Below are 24,104 nucleotides of genomic sequence, written 5' to 3' on the forward strand. Positions count from 1 at the left end.
GACGGACTGAAATAATGCGGAGAGGCAGATGTTCCTTAAGAATTGCTGGTATGTAGCCGCCTGGAGCAGCGAGATCGGGCGCACCCTGCTGGAACGTCAGATCTGCAATGAATCGATCGTCTTCTACCGCGCGGAAAATGGCGATCCGGTCGCTCTCGGCAATGTCTGCCCGCACCGCTTTGCGCCGCTAAGCGCCGGAAAGCTGATCGGCGATGATGTCCAGTGCGGCTATCATGGCTTCCGTTTCGGGACGTCGGGCGGCTGCACGCGAACGCCGCTGATCGACGGCGTCATCCCGGCGAAGATGCGGGTAAAGCGCTATGCCGTGGTTGAACGCTATGACATGATCTGGCTGTGGCTCGGCGATGCGGATCATGCCGACGAAAGCACGATCCCCGATTTTTCCTGCAACAATCACCCGTCCTTCCGCCGGATCGAAGGCATGATGGAGGTCGCGGCCAACTATGAGCTGATCAGCGACAACCTCCTCGACCTGACCCATGCCGAATTCGTGCATGAAGGCGTTTTGAACAGCGAGGCACTCACCCGCAGCAAGTTGGAGACACTCCAAAGCGGCACCACGGTCTGGTCCAACCGCTGGGCGCATGACGGCGCGGCACCGCCCGCCTGGGCCGCCGCTTTCGACCATTATGCCGAGAATGTCGATCACTGGGCCTATATGCGCTGGGACCCGCCGGGCAACCTGCTGCTCGACGTCGGCGTCACCCCGGTGGGCAAGACGCGAGATGAAGGCGTCTGGCTCTATGGGTGCGACCTGTTGACGCCCAAGGATGCGACCTCCAGCTGGTATTTCTGGTCCTTCGCCCGCAACTACAAGGTGGACGATCCGTCGGTCGACGAGATGTGGCGCGCCGCGATCGAGATCGCCTTCGTCGGGCAGGACAAGCCGATCCTGGAAGAACAGCAGCGCATGATGGGAACCCGGACGCTCGATGATATGGGACCGGTCATGGCGTCAGCCGACGTCGCGGCAACCCGCGCCCGCCGGATCATGAAGAAGCTGATCGCCGACGAGGCGCAAGGCGCCCTGCCACAGCCCGGCGCGGAATCGCCGCTCGACCTGCTGAGGCGAAAGGCTGGCACGCGACTGCCGGTCGAACCTGTGGTCTGAGGCAGGTCATGGCAAAGCTGGCTGACGGGCTGACGCTCGAAATCACCGGACGCATGCTGCTGGCTCCGGATATCGTGCAGATCGACCTCGCGCGGGCTGACGGGGGCGAACTGCCGCCCTTCGCGGCAGGGGCACATATCGACGTCGTGGTGGATGAAGGATTGGTGCGGCAATATTCGCTGTGCAACGATCCGGTCGAGCGGCACCGCTACCAGATTGCGGTGCTGCGCGAACGGCAATCGCGCGGCGGATCGGCTCTGGTGCATGACGCCTTCCATCCGGGACGGCAGGTAAATGTGGGCACGCCGCGCAACCTGTTCGCGCTGGCCGAAGGAGGTAGCCGCCACATATTGATCGGCGGCGGCATCGGCATCACCCCGATCATGTCCATGGCAGCGGCACTGGCGAGCGGAGGGAAGTCTTTCGACTTGCATTATTGCTGCCGGAGCCCGGCAAGCGCCGCCTTCGGCAGCGCCGTGGACGCGGCGGGCGGACACATCTATTTCAGTCGGCATGACGGATCGCCTCGCTTCGATCCGGCGGCAGCGCTTGGGTCGCCCGGCCCAGGCACCCATATTTATGTGTGCGGCCCGGCAGGCTTCATGAACGCCGTGCGGGACGAGGCTCAGCGACTTGGCTGGGCGGATGCCAGCATCCATCGCGAACTGTTCGAAGCCGCCGAACCGCTGGTACAGGCAGGCGACAGGCCCTTCGATGTGCGCATTGCCAGCACGGGCGCGACCTTTACGATCGCACCCGGCACGTCGGTTGCCAGCATTCTGGCCGACGCGGGGATCGACGTCCCGATCAGTTGCGAACAAGGCGTGTGCGGCACCTGCGTCACCGGCGTGCTGGAAGGGTCGCCGGATCATCGGGACAGCTATCTGACCGACGATGAACGGAACGAAGGAAAGCTCTTCACCCCCTGCTGCTCGCGGGCGCTATCGCCGCTGTTGCTTCTCGACCTTTGAACTAACGTCCTTGTGGCGCACGCCCGCCTTTCCCGCTATCGTCGCGACCGAACGTGCGATCGACGGCGCGGGAAGGAGACGGACTGCGGGTGAATGGCCCCGGCTATCACGTATCGACCGCCGCGCTGGACGGCGTGCCCGCCTTTGACCATTGGCACGGGCAGGTGCAGGCGCATGTGACGCCCATCGACATTCGCGTGCCGGATCGCTTTACATTCCGCGGCGAGTTGCGGCAGCAGCATATCGGCGACGTGCAATTCTCCGTCATCAACGCGACCAGCCAGGAAGGCGTGCACGACGCCAGCGGACGCCACGGCGCCTCGCCGCGCTTCGACCTTGTCTATATGCGCAGCGGCGGCATCACCCTGCGCCAGAACGGGCGCGAAGCCACGCTGGGCGCGGGCGAGGCCCTGTTGTTCAGCCATCTCGATAATTTCAGCTTTGTCACATCCGCATTTTCGGAAGCCTATCTGGTCGCCCTGCCCAGCGCCTGGATCGAACGCTGGCTCGCCGATCCCTATGCCTGCACCATCCGCCCGCTGATCGGATCATCGCCATGGGGCGCTGCGATCGACGGGCTGTTGCACAGCGTCGCCCATGCCGTGGAGGAAGGACGGCCCCTGCCCGCTCACCTGATCGCTGACCAGCTTGGCGGCTGCCTGGCGCTGATGTGCGATGGGATGGCGGGCGAGGAAACCACACATCGCCGCCGCCTGATGCACCAGATCCGACGGACGCTGACCAGCGGCTTCGCGGACCCGGACCTGACGCCGGCGACCATCGCCGCGCAGCACGGAATCTCAGTCCGCTATCTCCACAGTCTGTTCGCCGCGACGGGCAGCAGCGTCGGGCGCGAACTGCGCACGATCCGATTGACACGCGTCCGCGCGATGCTGGAGGACAAGGCGTGCCGCAGCCTGACCGTCAGCGAGATCGCTTATGCGTGCGGCTTCAATGATCCGGGCTATCTCGCCCGCTGTTTCGCACAAGAATTTGGGCGTTCGCCGACGTCTTTTCGGAAGGACGGTTAGGGGCTCAGCTTCTTTCCGTGTAAATTACATCACCGTTCGCCGTGAGCCTGTCGAAGGCAGACGGTCTTCTGTGGATGGCTCCCGCGTTGCAAGCGTCAAGTGATGACTGGCGTTCCGTCAGGTGCAGTCGTCTGTCCGGCCTGTTGATGCAGTCGGTGTAGACTGCTGGCCCTGATGGTGTCCGCGAACAAGGTCCTATCGGTTTTGCCATCACATCCTTCGCTCTCACAACCTCGTGAAGCTGATCTCCTCAGCTAAGTTCTTGATCTATGCTGCCGCCAGCATAGGCGCATGCCCGCGTTCGAACACGCCGCCGCGCGCCATGACCGCCCATGCGATCCGCGCCATTTTGTTGGCAATGGCGACCGAGGCGACGCGCGCGGGCTTTCTGGCGAGCAGAGCGACGAAACGCGGATCGACCGTGCCGGGTTTCTCCTTGGCGTATCGGATCAGCGCGGTTGCGCCGACGACCAGGAGCTACCGCAGATATCTGTCGCCCATCTTGGTAATGCGCCCCAACCGTTCCTTGCCGCCACTCGAACTCTGCCGCGGGGTCAGCCCCAGCCAGGCGGCGAACTGACGTCCTGACGAGAACTGGCCTGGATCAGTCACCGATGCGGCAAGCGCGGTCGCGCCGATCGGTCCGATACCACGGATCGTCGCTAGGCGCCGCGACCTGTCGTCGCTCCGTTCCAGAGCGGCGAGACGCAGGTCGAGCTTGCGCAACTGGACATGAATCTGGAGCAGTTGCCCGGCCAGCATGCCGACGACGTTCGCGGCTTCGACTGGCAAGTCGAGCTCGGACTCGCCGTCAACGATCTGTCGCGCCATCTGCAGTGCCTTCACGATCCCGACCGGGAGGGCGATACCCAGCTCGGCGAGCACGCTGCTCATCATGTTGACCAGTTGTGTGCGCTGCTTGATCAACAGCTGGCGCACGCGGTGCAGCGACAACGCCGCCTGCTCCTCGCGCGACTTGATGGGCACAAACCGCATTGTCTGGCGTGTGACCGCTTCGCAGATCGCCTCGGCGTCGGCAGCATCGTTCTTGCCGCGCTTTACATAAGGCTTCACGTACACCGCCGGCATCAGCCGCACCTCGTGACCCAGCCTAGTCAGTCCGCGCGCGCAGTGATGCGACGTCCCGCAGGCCTCTGCGCCTACCAAGCAAGACGGCAACTTCTGGAAGACGGCAGCATCTGGGATCGCCGCAGCGCCTTGCGAATGACGACCTCACCGGTCGCGCTGATACCGTGAACCTGAAAAACGTTCTTGGCCAAATCCAGGCCGATCATGCTAATCTCCATGGCGGGTGGCTCGGGTTGCGTGACAGCAAACCCATCTTGGCACCTAGATGCCGTGAGCGGGAGCCATCCACCTCATCCACCTGCGGAAGGCGCCTGGGCAAGATGGACATTATCTAAGCCCGCTTCGCCTCGTGTGAAGTGGAGCGGAACTGCCCCGACAAAGCGTGATAAAGTTTTTGGCGACAAATCATGGTGCTGACGGCATCCGCGATCAACGCCGTCGCGAACAAAGGTAAAATCATGGTCCGGTCGGCCGTCATCTCCATCATGATGATCACAGCAGTCATCGGCGCCCGAACAACACCCGTAAAATATCCAACCATACCAAGCAGTACCACGGCGCCTGAAGGACTGTTGGGGAAAACGGAGGAAATCATCTGACCAAGACCAGCTCCGACCGACAGCGACGGGGCAAATATGCCGCCAGGAGCGCTACTGAGCGCTGTAGCAAGGGTGGAGATAAACTTCGCCGGGCCAAAGCTCATGGTCGAACCGTGGCCAACGAGGAGAAGTTTGGTGGTTTCGTAGCCGGTGCCCCATGTAAGGCCATTCGTGACGCAGCCCGTGATGGCGACGACTAGCCCACATCCCGCCGCGAACATGACAGGACGAGACCGAATACGGGCCAGCACTGGGTGGCGCGGCCATGTAGCCGCGATAAGAATGCGGGAGAAAATACCGCCGAAAAAGCCTCCAAGCACTCCCGCTATCGGCGCAATGAGAAGCATAGCCCGGAGCGGCAGATTTCCGTTCATCGCCCCGAAATACACATAGTCTCCCGCCAGACCGAGGCTCACCAATCCCGAGATCATCACTGCGGCCATCACCATAAGGGCCACTTTCTGCTCAAACGCAGATGCCAGCTCCTCGATCGCAAACGCAACCCCGGCCAGCGGAGTGTTGAAAGCTGCCGCCACGCCTGCCGCGCCCCCCGCGATGATGATACCGCTCGAGACGGGCACCCGAAGCCAGCGATGAACCGCAACCATGAGTGCCGCGCTGATTTGTACGGTCGGACCTTCGCGTCCTGCCGATCCACCGACGAGTAACATGCTGATCGTGCCGCATAACTTGGCCCCAGCCGTCTTCAGCGACAACAAGTCTCCCCCTGCATGCAGGTCTGGGTTATGACTGGCGGCCATCACCTGCGGGATGCCAGACCCGCGAGCAGCTGGAAAGAAGCGCAGCGTGGCATAGGCGACTGTCGCGAAGACCAAGGGCGTGACGATGAGAGGCGCATAGCGCGAGATCGTCACCACTTGCAGAAAGATATTCTGAGAAACCTCACCCATCCGAGCAAAAACAATAGCTGCCAGACCGAGTATGATGGCGCCTGCAACGGCAGCCAACCGGCTATGGACGGCAGCGATATGTTTGCCGGTCAGTGGGATACGAATAAACTGGCGCATGGCTTGGAAATTATCTGGAATGTAGAAATCATATGCCCCCGGAGACGCCTCCCTGCTGCGAAGCGGGCAGTTCGGCCGTGAACATCCACCTCATAAACGTCAAAGCCATGAATTGGCTTGGAATAAGGGGGGCGTGGAAGTGAACTTCGCCGATTCTGCGCCAACGAGGAAAAATGCGGCTACTCTTTGAATCGTCCAAAGGCCATTCTACGCCTTGGGATCTTACGCCCAGAGGATTCCAATCCATCGACATGGATTATCCCTTAACGGAACGTAGGCTCATTGGAACGGGAAATTGACCACGGAGCGGCAACAAATGGTCGAAAGCCTACCCTCCTCATTTCGTCATGCCAGCGCATGCTGGCATCTCGGTCGATGGCGCTCGACCTCGCTCACGAGATCCCAGCTTGCCGCTGGGATGACGGAGAAAGGACAGCTGTACGGGACCGAAACCATGCCACCGCTCGAACATGAAACATCTTAGGCCATCGACAGCCATTCGCGAATTTCACTATAACGCGGCCAAACATCGGCTGGATGTCCAGTTCGTCAGCGGAAAGCGCTACAGCTATTTCGATGTGCCGGAAAATCTGGCTGGAGAGATGGCCAAAGCGACCTCGAAGGGCGGCTTTTTCAACCACCACATCCGCGACCGCTTTCCCTTCATTCGACAGTGACGGACTTCGCCAGATTGCGCGGCTGATCGACATCGGTCCCCTTTGCCACCGCCACATGATAGGCCAGCAACTGCACCGGCACCGCATAGACCATCGGCGCGATCAGCGGATGGACCTTGGGCATGGTGATCGTAGCGATGCAGCCCTCGCCCGCCGCCTTCACGCCATCATAGTCGGAAATCAGCACCACCTTGCCGCCCCGCGCCTGCACTTCCTGCATGTTGCTGACGGTCTTTTCAAACAGCGGCCCGCTGGGCGCCAGAACGATTACCGGCACCTTGTCATCGATCAGCGCGATCGGGCCATGCTTCATCTCGCCGGCGGCATAGCCTTCGGCGTGTATATAGCTGATTTCCTTGAGCTTCAGCGCCCCTTCCAGCGCCAGCGGATAATCCGGCCCCCGGCCCAGATAGAGCACGTCCCGCGCGCCCGCGATCAGGTGCGCCATGCCCTCGATCGACTCATCATAAGCCAGCGCGCCGTTGAGAGCCGCAGGGGCTTCGGCGAGGTGACGGACGAGTTCCTTCTCCGCCTTCGCATCCAGTCGCCCCTTGGCCCGCGCCAGATTCGCCGCGAACGCCGCCAGTACCGCCAGCTGGCACGTAAAAGCCTTGGTCGACGCGACACCGATTTCCGGACCCGCATGGGTCGGCAGCAGCAAGTCAGCCTCCCGCGCCATGGTGCTGGTGGGCACATTGACGACCGCCGCGATCTTCTGCCCCTCGCTACGGGCATGGCGGAGAGCGGCCAGCGTATCGGCCGTCTCGCCCGATTGGCTGATGACGATCATCAACCCGCCATCCTCCATCACCGGAGCGCGGTAGCGGAACTCGCTTGCCACATCGATATCGACGGGGACGCGGGCGAATTGCTCAACCCAATATTTGGCGACCATCCCGGCATAATAGCTGGTGCCGCACGCAACGATCGTAACGCGGCGGATCGCGCCCAGGTCGAAATCCGGAATGGGGAGCGATACCCGGTCTTCCATCCGCTGAAGATAGGATTTCAGCGTCTGGGCGACGACGACCGGCTGCTCGTAAATCTCCTTGAGCATATAGTGGCGGTGATTGCCCTTGGAGATCAATTCGCCGGTCACCCCGGAAATGGTGATCGGCCGCTCGACAGGATTGTTGTCCTTGTCGAAAATCTCCGCACCCTCTGCGGTGATGACGACCCAGTCGCCCTCCTCCAGATAGGAAATGCGCTGGGTCAGCGGCGCCAGCGCCAGCGCGTCGGAGCCCAGGTAGGTCTCACCCTCGCCATAACCCACGACCAACGGCGACCCCAGCCGCGCGCCGATCAGCATGCCGGGATGGCTGCGGAACAGGATGGCCAGCGCAAATGCGCCATGCAGGCGGGGCAGCACTTGCGCCACCGCGTCCTTCGGCGAAGCGCCCTGCTCCACCAGCTCGCTCACCAGATGCGCGACAACTTCCGTATCTGTTTCGCTATCGAAACGACGTCCGCGGCTGGTCAGTTCCTCCCGCAGCGGCTTGAAATTCTCGATGATCCCATTGTGCACCAGCGCCACTTCCTTCGTGGCATGCGGATGCGCATTGCTCGTCGTAGGCGCCCCATGCGTCGCCCAGCGGGTATGCGCGATCCCGGTCGTCCCCGGCAGCGGATTATTCGCCAATTCCTTCACCAGATTGGCAAGCTTCCCCTCCGCCCGCCGCCGCTCGATCGCGCCCTCATAGACGGTCGCGACACCCGCGCTGTCATAGCCGCGATATTCCAGGCGCCTCAGCCCATCGACCAAACGCTCCGCCACATCGTCCTTACCGATGATACCGATGATACCGCACATGAATCCTGAGCCTCAAAGCTATGCAAACAAACGACCAACCCGTTTCGCGCCCACCTATGCCATGATCGACGGATCAGCGACAGGGTAGACAGTCATTCTGGACGAATTGTAACCAACCAGACATCTGGCGGCGAAAGCAGCCTGATCGGCAGACCACTGGTGCCGATCCCCGCCGACACGATCATGGATTTCGCATCGTCACGATAGACGCCGCAAGCATAGCGGGTGCCGAAGCGGGACGGCACATAGACAATCCCAGCAAAGGGCAGCGCCACCTGACCACAATGCGTGTGCCCCACCATCGCCAGCAACGGCCTGTCGGGCAGGGAAGGAAAAACGTCTGGCCCGTGGGAAAGGACTATCTGAGCGCCGCCCATATCCTCCATCTCCTGCAACACGCCGGGGACATCCGGGCGGTCAGTGTAAATATCGCGCAACCCGCCGATCACCAGCGGCCCCCGGCGCACGGCCTGATCGGTCAAAAGGGTGATCCCGATCCGCCGAAAGAGGGCGCGCCATTGGGTGCGGCTGATCTTCGCGTAACGGCGCGCGTCGTGATTGCCGAGCACCGCCAGCACACCCATCGGCGCACGAAGAGCTGAAAAGGGCGCGATACTCGCGACCGGATCATAAACCGCACCGCCCTTATGATCGCCGATATAGTCCCCGCCCAGCAGGATAAGATCGGGCTTCAGACCGTTCACCTGACGCACGATCCGCGCCATCCTATCGGGACTGTTATCCGGTCCCGACAAATGAGAATCGGTCATCAGCGCGACCGTCAACGGCCGTCGCGGCGCGCCTTCCGGAAATGGTAGCGCAATCTCCATCCGGCGCACGACCGGCATGGCTCGCGCATTAGCGATAAGCCAGATGCAAGAGCCTGCCGCAATCAGGCCCAGCATCAGCAGCGCCCAAAGGCACCCTCTACGACCAGATGGGGATTTCACTTGGCCGCTTTGCGCGCCTGCATTCCAGCGCGGAACCGCGCCGCCCATCCGGGCTTGCCCTCCTGCGCGGGCCGGACGAGGCAAAGAGCGTCCGCCTCCACCTCCTTAGTCACCACACTCCCTGCGCCGACGATCGCGCCTGCCCCGATCTTGACCGGAGCGACCAGCGCGCTGTTGGAGCCGATGAACGCCCCCGCGCCGATTTCCGTCTTATATTTGAAAAAGCCATCATAGTTGCAGGTGATCGTACCCGCGCCGACATTCGCGCCTGCCCCGATGGTGGCATCGCCAATATAGGACAGGTGATTGACCTTCGCGCCTTCGCCCAGTTCCGCCTTTTTGACTTCGACGAAATTGCCGACCTTCGCCTTTGCGCCAATTTGGACTCCGGGACGCAGTCGCGCATAGGGGCCGATCTCGGCACCCTTGGAGATGGTTGCGCCCTCAATGTGCGAGAAGGCGCGGATGGTCACATCATCAGCCACCGTCACGCCCGGCCCAAATACGACATTCGGCTCGACCAGGACATCACGGCCCAACTCAGTATCATGCGCGAAGAATACAGTTTCCGGCGCCACCAGCGTCACGCCATCACGCATCGCCTCGCTACGCCGCCGGTCCTGCCAGGCAGCCTCGATCACGGCCTGCTCCGCGCGGCTGTTCACGCCAGCCACTTCCCACGCCTCGGTTTCGATGACGGCACTTTGAGCGCCGGGCAACATGATGATGTCGGGCAGATAATATTCGCCCGCCGCATTGTCGTTGCCGATCTTGTCGAGCAGGACAAAAAGATCCGTGGATCGTACAGCCATCAGGCCGGAGTTGCACAGCGTCACCGCCCGTTCCGCCGCGTCGGCATCCTTATATTCGACCATCTTGCCGATGATGCCTTGGCCGTTGGTAATGATCCGCCCATAGGCGCCCGCGTCCTCGGGTCTGAAGCCCAGCACCACCGCGCGCAGGTCATCCCCCAGGTTCAGCCGGTCCAGCATGGCCCGCATGGTTTCCGCCCGCACCAACGGCACATCGCCATAGAGGATCAATATGTCACCCGCGAAACCGGCAAGCGCGTCATGCGCCTGGGCAACCGCGTGGCCAGTTCCCAACTGCTGCTCCTGCACGGCGATCACCGCGCCAGTTCCGGCGACGGCGGCTTCCACTTGCTCGCGGCCAGCGCCGACTACGACGACCTGCCGCTCGGGCTGAAGCTCCGCGACACTGGCCAGCAGGTGCAGCAACATTGGCCGACCCGCGACCGAATGGAGCACCTTGTGCTTGGCTGACTTCATGCGGGTGCCCTGCCCGGCGGCAAGGATGATGACGGCGAGTGGGCGGGTGGCGGTCACGGCGGAACGCGTCCTCTTTAGCAGGAAGGTTATGAATCTGATCGCTCTCTGCCACGTTTGCCTTGCCTTTGCCACCGGAGAGGCCGCATGAGCCGCGCATGACCAGCATTCCCTTCGATATAGTAGGTTTCGACCTCGACGGCACCTTGCTCGACACGAGCGGCGACCTCGCCGCAGCAGTCAATTACGCGATCGCGACGGATGGCCGCCCGCCTTTTCCCGTCGATGCCATCCGCCCGTTCGTGGGCAAGGGCGCGAAAGTCATGCTGGAACGGGCGCTAACCGCATCGGGCGGCTATGATGACGCCCTACTGGCTCGGATGCTGCCGACATTGCTCGATTATTATGAGCAGAATCTTGCCATCCATTCGGTCCCCTATCCCGGCCTCATGAACGCGATGGAGGCTTTGGACAAAGCGGGCGCGAAGCTTGCGATCTGCACGAACAAGGCTGAACGCTTCACTATTCCCCTGCTCCATCAGATCGGCCTTTCCGAACGTTTCGTCAGCGTCATTGGCGGCGACACGCTTGGCGTAGCGAAGCCGGACCCAGCGCCGATCCACGAGATGATCGCGCGCGCTGGCGGCGGCCGCACGATATTCCTCGGCGACACGATCAACGACATCGCGGGCGCTCGCAACGCGGGAGTACCAAGTATAGCGGTCAGCTTCGGCTTCCTCGACGGCCCCGTCGAACAACTGGAAGCAGACGCGGTCATAGATCATTTCGATGAACTGATGCCGCTTCTCGAAGGTTGGCCAGGCTGATCGTCAGCCGTTTGATCCATAGCGGATGAACATCTCGTCGATTTTGGAAGTATTTTTTAAACAAAGGCTTATACCGCCGCCCCAACGGCGGCTTCGTGCCTGCCGATCCTCCGGGTAACATCAGGTAAAGGCAGTCAGCATGGGAGAAAATTTCGCTTTCTTCCTGCCGATCATGATGGCCAGCTTTAGCATCGCGTTCCTGATCATCTGTAACTGGCATGTGCGGGCCGCTGCATGGTGGAGCGCGGCCTTCTTCTGCGTCGCCGCGGGATTTGCGGCACCCGTCGGTTTTGCCGCAATGCCGGACCCTGTCTGGAGCATCATCGCTGATCTGCTGTTTGCCACCGGGTTCCTGCTTTTCGGTCAGGCCCTGTTGCAACGCTGGCGACCATCCTGGCTTCTGACGGCGCGGCTGATGATCTGGGGCGGCTCGATCCTGCTGTGCATCCTCGCCTATGCGATGGACAATCTACCGCTCGAGCTGGTCGCCTCGGACTTTGGCTGCTTTCTCCTGATCGGACTTCCCCTTGTCGCGGCGAAGGATCACTTGCGTACAGGGGCCGATCGGACGTTGTTCGCCGCTGCATCGCTCGTCGCATTGGATAATTTCGTTCGCGGCACCACTGTCCCGCTCACGCTGTCGGAGAATGGCGACTTCCTCACCAGCGAATATGCCTTTTTGATGCAGGCGCTTGCATGCATATTCGGCTTGTTTCTCGCGTTCGCTGCTCTTGCGACGCAGGTGATCGACATACTGAGTCGCTATCAGCGGGAAGCCATGGTCGATCCGTTATCCGGCCTCTTCAATCGTCGGGGATTCGATGACGCCATCCAGCGTAGGCAATCGGATAGACTGCCCGCAGGAAGTCTCATTGTCTGTGACATCGACCATTTCAAGACCATCAACGACGAATATGGCCACGCATCCGGCGACCAGGTGATCAGGGCGCTTTCGCGTCTTCTAACCACATTGGCTCCGGAGGGCGCGGTCGTGGCCCGCTTCGGTGGAGAGGAATTTGTCCTATTCCTACCGGGCATCAATGCAGCACATGCGGCGGAGATTGCGAACAAGCTGCGCGAAGGCTTCACCGCGACGATTGCAAAGCAACTACGGCTCAGCCGTCCATTGACTGCCAGCTTTGGCCTATCGACCACTCAGCGCAGCGACACGTCAATCCACGACACCATCGCTCGCGCGGATGATGCACTCTATGACGCAAAGGCGCGTGGCCGGAACCGGGTCTGCATCCGGCGCGCGCTATCCTCACCAACCATAGCGGCGGCGTCCACGCCCCGCATCGCCAGCGCCTGAAAAGCAGAAGGGCCGCACAGCGGCGGCCCTTTCCAACTTCGCCAAAGGCGCCGATCACATGTGGATCGGCTTGCCCATGACCGCCATTGCGGCTTCCTTGATCGCTTCGCTATGCGTCGGATGCGCGTGGCAGGTATAGGCAATATCCTCGCTCGATGCCCCGAATTCCATCGCCTGTGCCGCTTGCGCGATCATCGTGCCAGCCACGGTCGCGATGATCCACACGCCCAGGACCCTGTCGGTTTCCGCATCGGCGATCACCTTCACAAAGCCATCAGGCTCATGATTGGTCTTGGCGCGGCTATTCGCCATCATCGGGAACTTGCCGACCTTGACCGCACCGCGCTCCTTGGCGGCTTCCTCGGTAAGGCCGACGCCTGCAATCTCCGGCTTCGTATAGACCACCGACGGGATCACCGCATGGTTCACGATCCCGGTCAGCCCGGCGATATTCTCGGCGACGGCAATGCCCTCGTCCTCAGCCTTATGCGCGAGCATCGGGCCGGGGATCACATCGCCGACGGCCCAAACACCGGGGACCTTGGTTGCAAAGTCATGATCGGTTTCGATCTGCCCGCGCGCATTCAGCTCAAGGCCGATCTTGTCGAGGCCCAATCCGTCAGTGTTCGGACGGCGGCCGATCGATACCAGCACGACATCGGCCTCGATCGTCTCCGAAGCCCCGCCTGCGGCAGGCTCAACCGTCAGGCTGACGCCCTTCTTATGTGCCTTGGCGCCCGTGACCTTGGTGCCGAGCTTATATTCGAAGCCCTGCTTCTTGAAGATCTTGTTCGCTTCCTTGCGAACCTCGCCATCCATGCCCGGCAGGATCTGGTCGAGAAATTCGACGACCGTCACCTTCGACCCCAAACGGCGCCAGACCGACCCCAGTTCCAGCCCGATGACGCCCCCGCCGATGACGACGAGGTGATCCGGAACCTTGTCCAGCTCCAGAGCGCCAGTTGAATCGACGATCAGGCCCTTGTCATTTTCCACTTCGACGCCCGGCAGCGGCGTCACGGAGGAACCGGTCGCGATGATGATATTCTTCGCGGTCACGGCCTTGCCCGCGACATCGACCGTGTTCGCGCCGGTAAAGCTCGCGCGCCCCTTCAACCAGTCGACCTTGTTCTTCTTGAACAGGTACTCGATGCCGCCCGTCAGGCCCTTCACGGCGTCCTTGCGCTGGCCCTGCATGGTATCCAGATCAAGGCTCATCTTGTCGATCTTGACGCCCAGCTTTGCGAGCGCGCCGCCTGCGGCCTCCTCATAAAGCTCCGACGCGTGCAGCAGCGCCTTCGACGGAATGCAGCCGACATTCAAGCAGGTGCCGCCCAGTGTCTCACGGCTCTCGGCGCACGCAGTCTTGAGACCCAGTTGAGCCGCGCGGATGGCAGCGACATAGCCCCCCGGACCCGCGCCGATCACCAGGACGTCATAATCGAAGTCAGCCATCTCAATCTCCGTTCGCCCTTGTTCCGAGCCGCTTGTCTCGTCCCAACCTGTCAAAGGGCATTACTTTTTCTTTCGTCCCCCAGAAAGGACAGGGCTTCGACAGGCTCAGCCCGAACGGAATGAAAGGTTGATCTTACAGGTCGATCAGCAGACGGGTCGGATCTTCGATCGCGTTCTTGACCGCGACCAGGAAGGTCACCGCTTCACGGCCATCGATCAGGCGATGGTCGTAGCTGAGCGCCAGATACATCATCGGACGGATGACGATCTGGCCGTCGCGGACGACCGGACGGTCCTCGATACGATGCAGACCCAGAACAGCCGACTGCGGCGGGTTGATAATGGGGCTCGACAGGAGAGAACCAAAGACGCCGCCATTGGAGATGGTGAAGGTTCCGCCCTTCATATCTTCCATGGTCAGCGTGCCTTCCTTGGCCTTCTTGCCAAAGCCGCCAATCGTCTTTTCGATGTCGGCGACGCTAAGGCTTTCCGCGTTGCGGATCACCGGCACGACCAGGCCGTTCGGGGCCGACACGGCCACCGAAATATCGGCGAAGTCGTTATAGACGATCTCATCGCCTTCGATCTGCGCGTTGACGCCCGGAATGTCGCGCAGCGCCATGCAGACGGCTTTGGTGAAGAAGCCCATGAAGCCCAAACGGACACCATGCTTCTTTTCGAACAGGTCCTTATACTTCGCCCGCGCTTCGATGACATTTGTCATGTCGACGTCGTTATAGGTGGTGAGCAGCGCCGCGTTATTCTGCGCTTCCTTCAGGCGTTTGGCGACCGTCTGGCGCAGGCGCGTCATCTTGACGCGCTCCTGACGACGGCTCGGGCCAGCAGCAGGCGCCTCGGCAGCAGGCGCGGCAGCCGGTGCAGACGCCGTCGCCTTGGCCGTGCCCGCAGCCACGGCGGCCATCACGTCATCCTTCGTTAGGCGGCCGTCCTTGCCGGTGCCCTTGATCTTGCTTGGGTCGAGTCCATGCTCCAGCACCAAGCGGCGAACGGCTGGAGACAGCGTCAGGTTGCCGCCCTCATCCTCATCGACCGGCGCCGAAGCCGCAGGAGCAGGCGTGGCAGCCTCTGCCTTGGCAGCCGGAGCGGAAGCCGGGGCAGCTGCGGGCGCCGCAGCAGCAGCCGCGCCCTCGTTGATCATCGCCAACAGCGCGCCGACGTTCACCGTGTCGCCTTCCTTGGCGATGATGTCGCCCAAGGTTCCCGCGACCGGTGCGGGCACATCCACCGCCACCTTGTCGGTTTCCAGGCTGACGATCGGCTCATCGGCCTTCACCGCCTCGCCGGGCTTCTTCAGCCACTGACCAACGGTCGCTTCGGTAACGGATTCGCCCAGCGTGGGGACTTTGACTTCAGTTGCCATGAGCTGTGTCAGCCTTTCTTCTGGCGGCGGATTTCTTCACGAACGCTGTGACCCAGCGCATCGGCTACAAGGGCGCCCTGTTCGGCGACATGGCGCTTGGCGAGGCCCGTCGCAGGCGAAGCAGCAGCCTTGCGGCCCGCGTATCGCGCACGCATCGGCGCCTTGCCGGCAAGGCCCAGCGCTTCCTCGACATAAGGTTCGACGAAGAACCATGCGCCATTGTTACGCGGCTCTTCCTGGCACCAGACCACCTCTTCCAGGTTGGTCATGCGCTTGATGCGCGTGGCCAACGCTTCGGTGGCGAAAGGATAGATCTGCTCGATACGAACGATCTGAACATCCTTGTCACCCGCCGCGTCGCGCGCTTCGAGCAGATCATAGAAGACCTTGCCGGAGCACAGGACCAGCCGCTTCGTGTCAGCGTCCGCCGCTGCATGCGGATCGGACAGGATGCGCTTGAAATGCGTCTCCCCCACAAAATCCTCGGCCTTGCTCACCGCCAGCTTGTGCCGCAGCAGCGACTTCGGCGCCATGATGATGAGCGGCTTGCGGAAGGGGCGCAGCATCTGACGGCGCAGGACGTGGAAATAATTGGCCGGCGTCGTGATGTTGGCGACCTGAATATTCCCTTCCGCACACAGCTGAAGGAAGCGTTCCAGACGCGCCGAGCTATGCTCTGGTCCCTGCCCCTCATAGCCGTGGGGCAGCAGGCAGACCAGACCGTTGGAACGCAGCCACTTCGTCTCGGAAGAGGCGATATATTGGTCGAACACGATTTGTGCGCCGTTAGCAAAGTCGCCGAATTGCGCTTCCCACAGCACCAGACTCTTAGGGTCAGCCAATGCGAAGCCATATTCAAAGCCAAGCACACCATATTCGGACAACGGCGAATCCAGCACCTCGAACCGGCCATGCGGCACGGTCGAAAGCGGGACATATTTCCTCTCGCTATCCTGATCGACCCAGACAGCGTGACGCTGGCTGAACGTGCCGCGCCCCGAATCCTGGCCCGACAAGCGGACACCATAGCCTTCGGACAGGAGCGATCCGAAAGCGAGCGCCTCACCAGTAGCCCAGTCGAAATTCTGGCCTGACTTGAACATTTCCGCCTTGGCGTCGATCACGCGCTTGAGCGTCTTGTGGACGTTCAAACCTTCCGGAACGGTGCTGAGCGTTTTGCCCAGGCTATCGAACAGCTTCTGGCTGATCGCGCTTTCGACATTCTGGCGCGATGTTTCGGCATCGGCCGGCTTGTGCAAGCCCGACCAGCGGCCAGCGAACCAGTCAGCCTTGTTGGCCTTGTAGCTCTTTGCTGCCTCAAACTCTTCTTCCAGATGATTGACGAAGTCGCCCGTCACCTTGTTGACGAAATCATCGTCAACCACGCCTTCAGCCTTCAGTCGCGCCGAATAGACGTCGCTGACGGGGGGATGCTGGCGAATCTTCGCGTACATCTGCGGCTGCGTAAAGCTCGGCTCGTCGCCCTCATTGTGGCCGAAGCGGCGATAGCACCACATGTCGATCACGATGTCGCGATGGAAGGTCTGACGATATTCGATCGCCAGCTTGCACGCGAAGGTCACAGCTTCCGGATCGTCGCCATTGACGTGCAGGATCGGCGCCTGAACACCCTTAGCCACATCGCTCGGATAGGGCGAACCGCGCGAGAATTGCGGGCTCGTCGTGAAGCCGATCTGGTTGTTGACGATGAAGTGGATGCAGCCGCCAGTATTGTAACCGGAAACGCCGGAGAAGCCGAGGCATTCCCAGACGATGCCCTGACCAGCAAAGGCCGCGTCGCCGTGGATCAGCACAGGCAGGACCTGCTCATGCTTCTCCAGATCATCGCGGAAAGTCTGCTGCGCGCGGACCTTGCCCAGAACCACGGGATCGACGGTTTCGAGGTGCGACGGGTTGGGCACCAGCGACATGTGCACCTTGATGCCGTCAAATTCGCGGTCGGTGGAGGTGCCGAGATGATATTTCACGTCCCCCGATCCGCCGACATCCTCGGGGTTCGCAGTGCCGCCCGAAAATTCGTGGAAGATGACGCGGAAGCCCTTGGCCATCACATTGGCGAGTACGTTCAGGCGGCCGCGATGGGCCATGCCGTAAACGATCTCGCGCACGCCCAGCGCACCGCCATGTTTGATGATGGCTTCGAGCGCGGGGATCATGGACTCGCCACCATCCAGACCAAAGCGCTTGGTGCCGACATATTTGCGGCCCAGGAACTTTTCGTACTGCTCGCCCTGGATCACCTTGGACAGGATCGCCTTCTTGCCTTCAGGCGTGAAGTGAATCTCCTTGTCCTTGCCCTCCAACCGGTCCTGGAGGAACACGCGTTCCTCGACATCGGCAATGTGCATATATTCCAGGCCGACATTGCCGCAATAATTGGCACGCAGGATCGCGACGATCTCGCGCACTGTGGCATATTGCAGACCCAATGTGCCGCCCAGATAGATCTTCCGCTCAAGGTCGGTGAGACCATGATATTCCGGGGTCAGGTCTGCGGGCAGTTCGCGCTGGGTAAGCCCCAAGGGATCGAGATTGGCCGCCAAATGGCCGCGCACGCGATAGGTGCGGATCAGCAACTGCGCACGGATCGCATCGTCAGCGGCGCTGACTGCGTCGGCGTCAGAGACTGACTTGCCCGCAGCCTTGGCGGCAGCCTTCACCGCCACCTGCATCTGCGTCGGATCGAGCGCACCGGTCAGATCATCAGTGTCCGCCAGAGGCCAATTGGGGCGTGCCCAGCTCGGCCCGCGTTCCGTTTCAAAGTCCTGGTTCTCGTAACCCATGCCTTAAGTCCCATGCCGACCGCGTGCAGTCGCGAAGCGGGGTATCAAAGACGGCCGGGGTGCAGCCCGGCCACCTTGTCTGCCTTTGCTTAGCCCTTCAGGACTTCGACAAGCGTCGAGCCCAGTTCGGACGGGCTGGCGGCGACCTTGATCCCGGCGGCTTCCATCGCCGCGATCTTGCTTTCCGCGTCGCCCTTGCCGCCCGACACGATCGCACCGGCATGGCCCATGCGGCGGCCCGGAGGCGCCGTGCGGCCCGCGATGAAACCAGCCATCGGCTTCTTGCGGCCCTTCTTGGCTTCGTCGATCAGGAACTGGGCAGCCTGTTCTTCCGCGTCGCCGCCGATTTCACCGATCATGATGATCGATTCGGTCGCGTCGTCGGCCAGGAAGAGCTCCAGCACGTCGATGAAGTTGGTGCCGTTGACCGGATCGCCGCCAATGCCGACGGCCGTGGTCTGGCCCAGGCCCGCATTGGTGGTCTGGAACACGGCTTCATAGGTCAGCGTGCCGGAACGCGATACGACGCCGACCGAACCCTTGGAGAAGATCGAACCGGGCATGATGCCGATCTTGCATTCATTGGGGGTCAGGACGCCGGGGCAGTTCGGACCGATCAGACGCGACTTCGAACCCGACAGGGCACGCTTCACGCGAACCATGTCCAGCACCGGAATACCTTCCGTGATGCAGACGATCAGCGGGATTTCCGCATCGATCGCTTCCAGGATCGAATCGGCTGCGAACGGCGGCGGCACATAGATGACGGATGCATCGGCGCCGGTCTTCGTCTTGGCTTCGGCAACCGTGTCGAACATGGGCAGGCCGATATGGGTCGTACCACCCTTGCCCGGCGTAACGCCGCCGACCATCTGCGTGCCATAGGCCAGCGCCTGTTCAGTGTGGAAGGTGCCGGTCGCGCCGGTCATACCCTGCGTAATGACCTTGGTGTTCTTGTTCACCAGAATGGACATGTCAGTCCCTTTGCATTCTGTGGAGGTGGCACTTCAGGTGAAGGCGGCACACCCCAGGCTGCTCACTCACCTGGGGTATGTCGGTGCAGCTTTTTGGCTCAGGCGAGCGAAGGGTCGATGCCCTTGCAGGCTTCCAGCAGTTCCTTGACGGCATCGACGGACACCTGAAGGTTCGCCTTGGCCTCGTCATCAAGTTCGATCTCGATGACCTGCTCGACACCGTCCTTGCCGATGATCACGGGCACGCCGACATAGAGGTTGTCGACGCCGTACTGACCAGTCAGGTTCGCGGCGCAAGGCAGCAGGCGCTTCTGGTCGAACAGATAGGCTTCCGCCATCGCGATGCCGCTCGTGGCGGGCGCGTAGAAAGCGGAACCGGTCTTGAGCAGACCGACGATCTCGCCGCCGCCCGAACGGGTGCGCTGAACGATAGCATCGATGCGCTCCTTGGTGGAGCGGCCCTGCTTGATGAGGTCGGGGATGGGGATGCCGGCGACGGTCGAATATTCGACGACCGGAACCATGGTGTCGCCATGACCGCCGAGCACGAAGCTGGTCACTTCCTTCACCGATACCTGGAATTCTTCGGCCAGGAAGTGGCTGAAGCGCGCGGAGTCCAGAACGCCAGCCATGCCGACGACCTTGTTGTGCGGCAGACCGGAGAATTCGCGCAGCGCCCACACCATCGCGTCGAGCGGGTTGGTGATGCAGATGACGAAGGCGTTGGGGGCGTTGTTCTTGATGCCCTCGCCCACGGACTTCATGACCTTTAGGTTGATGCCCAGAAGATCGTCGCGGCTCATGCCCGGCTTGCGGGCGACACCGGCGGTAACGATGATCACGTCGGCGTCCTTGATGTCGGCATAGTCGTTCGTGCCGATGATCTTCGAGTCGAAACCTTCGACCGGGCCGCACTGCGACAGGTCGAGCGCCTTGCCCTGAGGAACGCCTTCGACCACGTCGAAGAGGACGATGTCGCCCAGACCCTTGAGAGCGGCGAGATGCGCGAGCGTACCACCGATATTGCCAGCGCCGATCAGCGCGATCTTCTTACGGGCCATATGCAATCATCCTCCAAGCACGGAAATTGGGATTGCCCGCCCGCTTAAGCCGATCTCATTAATGATTCAACCAACTAAACGGGGTTTGAGACATTTATCTTTGCAATTCATTCGCAGTTTCATTAAGAGCTTTTTGCCCCTGTTCGTTACGCGCTTCTACCCTGGCGCTGACTTGTCCCGCAGCGGCCACCTACCGGGCGCTTCCTCTCATAAGGAAGCGTCCGGGCCATTTTCAATGTGATGAATGAGTGCCCCGCAGCGCCGACCGGCACTATTTCGGGCCGTGCCCGAGGGCGAGATAGTCGTCCGACTGCATTTCCATCAGGCGCGAAACCGTGCGTTCGAATTCGAACGCTCCGTCGCCACGAGGATAGAGCTGCGCGGGTTCCGCATCGGCCGATGCGAGCAGCTTGACCTTATATTCGTACAATGCGTCGATCAGCGTGACGAAGCGGGCGGCTTCGTTGCGGTTCTCAGGCCCCAGCACCGGGATGCCGACGAGGATGACGGTATGAAAGCGCCGCGCGATCGCCAGATAGTCCGGCGCGCCGCGCGCCTCAGCACATAGGCGCTTGAAGGAAAAGACTGCCACGCCCTTCAGGCTCTTTGGCACGTGCAAGGTGCGCCCACCCTGCACCTTTACGTCCTCCACAGGAACCTTTGCCCGATCCTCCACCGGATAGTCGGTAAGGCGGAAGAACGCCTCGGACAGCGCCTTGGTCGCCTCCGGCCCGTTGGGCGAATGCCAAAGCTGCGCGTCGCCCAAACGGTCGAGCCGGTAATCAGTCGGTCCATCGAGGGTCAGGACGTCCAGACGATCCTTGATGAGGTCGATGAACGGCAGGAAAAGCTGACGATTGAGGCCGTCCTTATAAAGTTCATCCGGCGCGCGGTTGGAAGTCGTGACGACCGTCACCCGCTTGTCCAGCAGCCCGGTGAACAGGCGCGACATGATGGCGGCGTCGGCCATGTTGTTCACGACCATCTCGTCAAAGCAGAGCAGCCGCGCCTCTTCGGCGAGCGAGTCCACGACCGGCGGGATGGGATCGCCCTTTTCCGCCTTGCGAACCTCGGCAAGCCGTGCATGGACGTCGAGCATGAATTCATGGAAATGGGCGCGTTTCTTGCGCTTGATCTGCACGGTGTCGAAGAACAGGTCCATCAGCATCGACTTGCCCCGGCCGACGCCACCCCACATGTAGAGACCGCGTGGCGGCTCAGGCGCCTTTCGCAGCAATTTCCACAAGGTCGACCCGCGTGGCGGTGCCGCTTCCAATTCCTGCTGAAGCGCGTTCAGCCGTGCTGCGGCGGCCTGCTGATCCGGATCAGGACGCAATTCCCCGGCCGCGACGAGCGCGCGATAACGCTCGATAACGCTGCTCATTTGGGAACCGGCACCTTTCGCACCGTGGCGGTCGAGGACGCGACCAGCCCGTCATCCTGATGCAGGGTCAGCCGCATGAAGAATAATCGCCCGGTTTCCTGCAAAACCTCGACATCGGCGCGCAGCGGCTGGCCGACTTTACCGGAGCCGCAATATTGCATGGAAAGATCGACAGTGACGGCAGCAGCCTGCTCGGGACGCCCCATGGCCGCCAGCGCCGCGAAATAAGCATGGTCGGCAAAGGCCGCGAGAAAGCCGCCATGCAGCGCGCCGTTGCGATTGGCGTGCGATGGACGGGTTTCCAGCATCACCGTGGCGCGGCGATCACCGGCACCTTGCGAATAGCTGGGGCCGACGGATGTGCTGAGGAACGTCTCCGGAACCGGATCGCTCCAGCGCAGCCAGTCAGCCCACGGACCTTCCAGCACCAGGCTTACAGGACCAGCATTATCGCCCACTGGATTAAAGCTGCCGTTCGACCATCATCTTCTTGGTCTCCGCGATCGCCTTGGCAGGGCTGAGACCCTTGGGGCAGACATTCGCGCAGTTCATGATGGTGTGGCAGCGATAGAGGCGGAAGGGATCTTCCAGCTCATCGAGGCGCTCGCCGGTAAATTCGTCACGGCTGTCAGCCAGCCAGCGATAGGCCTGAAGCAGGATGGCGGGGCCGAGAAACTTGTCGGAGTTCCACCAGTAGCTGGGGCAGCTGGTCGAGCAGCAGGCGCACAGAATGCACTCATACAGGCCGTCGAGCTTTTCGCGGTCTGCGGGCGACTGGAGACGTTCCTTGCCGCTGGGCGCGGGGCTGACGGTTTGCAGCCAAGGCTTGATCGAATTGTACTGCGCATAGAAATGCGTGAAATCGGGGACGAGGTCCTTGATCACATCCATGTGCGGCAGCGGCGTGACGCGCACTTCCTTGCCCGCGCACTCCTCGATCGAGGTGGTGCAGGCAAGGCCGTTCTTGCCGTTCATGTTCATCGAACAGGAACCGCAAATGCCTTCGCGGCACGAACGGCGGAAGGTCAGCGTCGGATCATATTCATTCTTGATCTTCAGCAGCGCGTCGAGGACCATCGGACCGCAATTGTCGAGGTCGATCTCGAACGTGTCATAGCGCGGATTCTGACCCGAGTCGGGATCGTAGCGATAAACCTTGAAGCTCTTGACGTTGCTTGCACCGTCAGGCGCCTTGTGGGTCACGCCCTTACCGGAAATCTTGCTGTTCTTGGGCAGGGTGAATTCGGCCATGGTTTAAGATGTCCTCCGTCCGCGCCGATAATTATATGGGGGCGCGCGCCAGAGGCCCTTAGCGCCTCGTTCCGCCATTTGCTACCCATCAAAGCAGCAAAAGCATGAAGCGATTTTTGGTAGTTAGATTAGAGAGCGTTCAATCTGAATCTCTCGATCCGTTCGGACTGAGCCTGTCGAAGCCTCTTTCTTGCTATCTGAAAAAGTAGAGCCCTTCGACAGGCTCAGGGCGAACGGTATTGGGAGTAGTGCAGATTGCAGAGCGAAGCTTTACGCGCGGCCGCTCAATATCTGTTCGATCAGCACCACATCCTCAACCTTGTCCGCGTCGATGCAGGCTTCCGCCTTGCGCATGGGCACCAGTCGGGCGACGAGGCCAAAGCGGCGGCCGATGCGCGCCACACCCCCGCGCAGCGTCGAGAGGCGCAAAACGGCACCAAGCAGGGCGATCGGCCCGAATGCGGCCAGGATCTTCCAACCCTTTTTGCGGTCCTGCTCGACCTCTTGCCAGAGCGAGATGACGGCGCGCGCCTTGGCGCTGCCGAACCAGAAGAGGTTGGCGCCAGACCACCAGCCGTCCCTGAATTTGAGCCAGGTCCGCCGCGACGAGGGGTGGCGAGCAAGCAAGGTCGCCCGTTCGACCATCGCCACCGCGATGTCGGCCCCTTCTGCCTCGGCCACAAATTGGTCGAGCATGTCGGCGTCGAGCAGAACATGATCCGCCGTGGTGACGAGCAGCGGAAAAGGGAGGTCTGGCCGTTGCAGGAGGCCCAGCAATGTGGCCGCTATACCGCTGCCGCTTTGTTCGAAGCGGACGCGCGGGTCTTCGCCAAGCCAGGCTGTGGCGGGATCGGCGCGATATAGCTCCGGCGTCTGCGTGAGAATGACGACCTGTCCGACCGATGGATGCGCGAGCAGCGCCCGCGCGGGGTAATTGATCATCGGCTCGCCCGCCACAGGCGCGAGAGGCTTTACCGCGACCCCGGCTGCCTGCGCCAGAGGATCGGAACCGGGGCGCGATCCGGCGAGCAGCAGGGCGGTGATCTTGATCATGGAGGCGGGTTAGCGAAGCGGCCCAATTA

Annotated in this window: 19 protein-coding genes and 1 pseudogene; 6 read left to right on the forward strand and 14 right to left on the reverse strand. The window is 61.6% G+C overall.

From position 1 onward, the window contains the following. Positions 1-28: 28 nt before the first annotated feature. From ACZ5TH_RS06715 to ACZ5TH_RS06725, 3 genes are all read left to right on the forward strand, one after another. The gene (locus tag ACZ5TH_RS06715) at positions 29-1,132 is read left to right on the forward strand and encodes a Rieske 2Fe-2S domain-containing protein (RefSeq protein ID WP_464793360.1); all 1,104 of its coding nucleotides are present in this window, start codon (positions 29-31) and stop codon (positions 1,130-1,132) included. Between the two features lie 8 nt (positions 1,133-1,140). After that, positions 1,141-2,103, forward strand: coding sequence for a PDR/VanB family oxidoreductase (locus ACZ5TH_RS06720; RefSeq protein WP_464793361.1), 963 nt, complete (start codon positions 1,141-1,143; stop codon positions 2,101-2,103). Positions 2,104-2,192: 89 nt separating this feature from the next. After that, a complete protein-coding gene (locus tag ACZ5TH_RS06725) occupies positions 2,193-3,134 on the forward strand; it encodes a helix-turn-helix domain-containing protein (RefSeq protein ID WP_464793362.1) in 942 nt (313 codons plus the stop codon). 267 nt (positions 3,135-3,401) lie between these two features. On the opposite strand, the pseudogene ACZ5TH_RS06730 reads toward ACZ5TH_RS06725, so the two are convergent. Next, positions 3,402-4,441, reverse strand: a pseudogene (locus ACZ5TH_RS06730) (IS110 family RNA-guided transposase). Between the two features lie 113 nt (positions 4,442-4,554). Beyond that, entirely contained in the window at positions 4,555-5,850 is a 1,296-nt protein-coding gene (locus ACZ5TH_RS06735) for a chloride channel protein (protein ID WP_464793363.1), read from the reverse strand. Between the two features lie 470 nt (positions 5,851-6,320). Between ACZ5TH_RS06735 and ACZ5TH_RS06740 the strand changes: the two genes are divergently transcribed. Further along, complete coding sequence (locus ACZ5TH_RS06740) at positions 6,321-6,527, forward strand: KTSC domain-containing protein (protein WP_464793364.1); 207 nt, start codon at positions 6,321-6,323, stop codon at positions 6,525-6,527. On the opposite strand, the gene glmS is transcribed toward ACZ5TH_RS06740, so the two are convergent. The 3 genes from glmS to glmU all read right to left on the reverse strand — a co-directional run bounded on the left by glmS (position 6,514) and on the right by glmU (position 10,576). Beyond that, on the reverse strand, positions 6,514-8,337 hold the full coding sequence (gene glmS, locus ACZ5TH_RS06745) for a glutamine--fructose-6-phosphate transaminase (isomerizing) (RefSeq protein WP_464793365.1): 1,824 nt from the start codon (positions 8,335-8,337) through the stop codon (positions 6,514-6,516). The two genes, ACZ5TH_RS06740 and glmS, sit on opposite strands and share 14 nt — an antisense overlap. Positions 8,338-8,429: 92 nt before the next feature. Next, positions 8,430-9,242, reverse strand: a complete 813-nt coding sequence (locus ACZ5TH_RS06750; RefSeq protein ID WP_464793366.1) for a metallophosphoesterase — start codon at positions 9,240-9,242, stop codon at positions 8,430-8,432. A 41-nt stretch (positions 9,243-9,283) separates the two neighbouring features. Continuing rightward, entirely contained in the window at positions 9,284-10,576 is a 1,293-nt protein-coding gene (gene glmU, locus ACZ5TH_RS06755; protein ID WP_464795072.1) for a bifunctional UDP-N-acetylglucosamine diphosphorylase/glucosamine-1-phosphate N-acetyltransferase GlmU, read from the reverse strand. 155 nt (positions 10,577-10,731) lie between these two features. On the opposite strand from glmU, the gene ACZ5TH_RS06760 reads away from it, so the two are divergent. Both ACZ5TH_RS06760 and ACZ5TH_RS06765 read left to right on the forward strand, forming a co-directional pair. Further along, the gene (locus ACZ5TH_RS06760) at positions 10,732-11,400 is read left to right on the forward strand and encodes an HAD family hydrolase (RefSeq protein ID WP_464793367.1); all 669 of its coding nucleotides are present in this window, start codon (positions 10,732-10,734) and stop codon (positions 11,398-11,400) included. Between the two features lie 139 nt (positions 11,401-11,539). Then, positions 11,540-12,712, forward strand: coding sequence for a GGDEF domain-containing protein (locus ACZ5TH_RS06765; protein WP_464793368.1), 1,173 nt, complete (start codon positions 11,540-11,542; stop codon positions 12,710-12,712). Between the two features lie 54 nt (positions 12,713-12,766). On the opposite strand, the gene lpdA is transcribed toward ACZ5TH_RS06765, so the two are convergent. The 9 genes from lpdA to ACZ5TH_RS06810 all read right to left on the reverse strand — a co-directional run bounded on the left by lpdA (position 12,767) and on the right by ACZ5TH_RS06810 (position 24,075). Next, a complete protein-coding gene (lpdA, locus tag ACZ5TH_RS06770) occupies positions 12,767-14,167 on the reverse strand; it encodes a dihydrolipoyl dehydrogenase (protein WP_464793369.1) in 1,401 nt (466 codons plus the stop codon). A 133-nt stretch (positions 14,168-14,300) separates the two neighbouring features. Continuing rightward, positions 14,301-15,548 carry a 2-oxoglutarate dehydrogenase complex dihydrolipoyllysine-residue succinyltransferase gene (gene odhB, locus ACZ5TH_RS06775; protein ID WP_464793370.1) on the reverse strand — a complete coding sequence of 416 codons (1,248 nt, stop codon included), beginning with the start codon at positions 15,546-15,548 and terminating at the stop codon, positions 14,301-14,303. 8 nt (positions 15,549-15,556) lie between these two features. Continuing rightward, entirely contained in the window at positions 15,557-18,352 is a 2,796-nt protein-coding gene (locus ACZ5TH_RS06780) for a 2-oxoglutarate dehydrogenase E1 component (RefSeq protein ID WP_464793371.1), read from the reverse strand. A gap of 89 nt (positions 18,353-18,441) precedes the next feature. Then, positions 18,442-19,326 carry a succinate--CoA ligase subunit alpha gene (gene sucD, locus ACZ5TH_RS06785; protein ID WP_464772547.1) on the reverse strand — a complete coding sequence of 295 codons (885 nt, stop codon included), beginning with the start codon at positions 19,324-19,326 and terminating at the stop codon, positions 18,442-18,444. A 98-nt stretch (positions 19,327-19,424) separates the two neighbouring features. After that, a complete protein-coding gene (mdh, locus tag ACZ5TH_RS06790; RefSeq protein ID WP_449473341.1) occupies positions 19,425-20,387 on the reverse strand; it encodes a malate dehydrogenase in 963 nt (320 codons plus the stop codon). 271 nt (positions 20,388-20,658) lie between these two features. Continuing rightward, a complete protein-coding gene (gene zapE, locus ACZ5TH_RS06795; protein WP_464793372.1) occupies positions 20,659-21,771 on the reverse strand; it encodes a cell division protein ZapE in 1,113 nt (370 codons plus the stop codon). Beyond that, the gene (locus tag ACZ5TH_RS06800; protein WP_464793373.1) at positions 21,768-22,199 is read right to left on the reverse strand and encodes a PaaI family thioesterase; all 432 of its coding nucleotides are present in this window, start codon (positions 22,197-22,199) and stop codon (positions 21,768-21,770) included. The genes zapE and ACZ5TH_RS06800 overlap by 4 nt, the downstream gene beginning before the upstream one ends. Positions 22,200-22,233: 34 nt before the next feature. Continuing rightward, complete coding sequence (locus ACZ5TH_RS06805) at positions 22,234-23,022, reverse strand: succinate dehydrogenase iron-sulfur subunit (RefSeq protein ID WP_460986101.1); 789 nt, start codon at positions 23,020-23,022, stop codon at positions 22,234-22,236. 270 nt (positions 23,023-23,292) lie between these two features. Further along, on the reverse strand, positions 23,293-24,075 hold the full coding sequence (locus tag ACZ5TH_RS06810) for a nucleotidyltransferase family protein (protein ID WP_464793374.1): 783 nt from the start codon (positions 24,073-24,075) through the stop codon (positions 23,293-23,295). Positions 24,076-24,104: the final 29 nt, after the last annotated feature.

Source organism: Sphingobium sp. TomTYG73 (genome assembly GCF_055394245.1).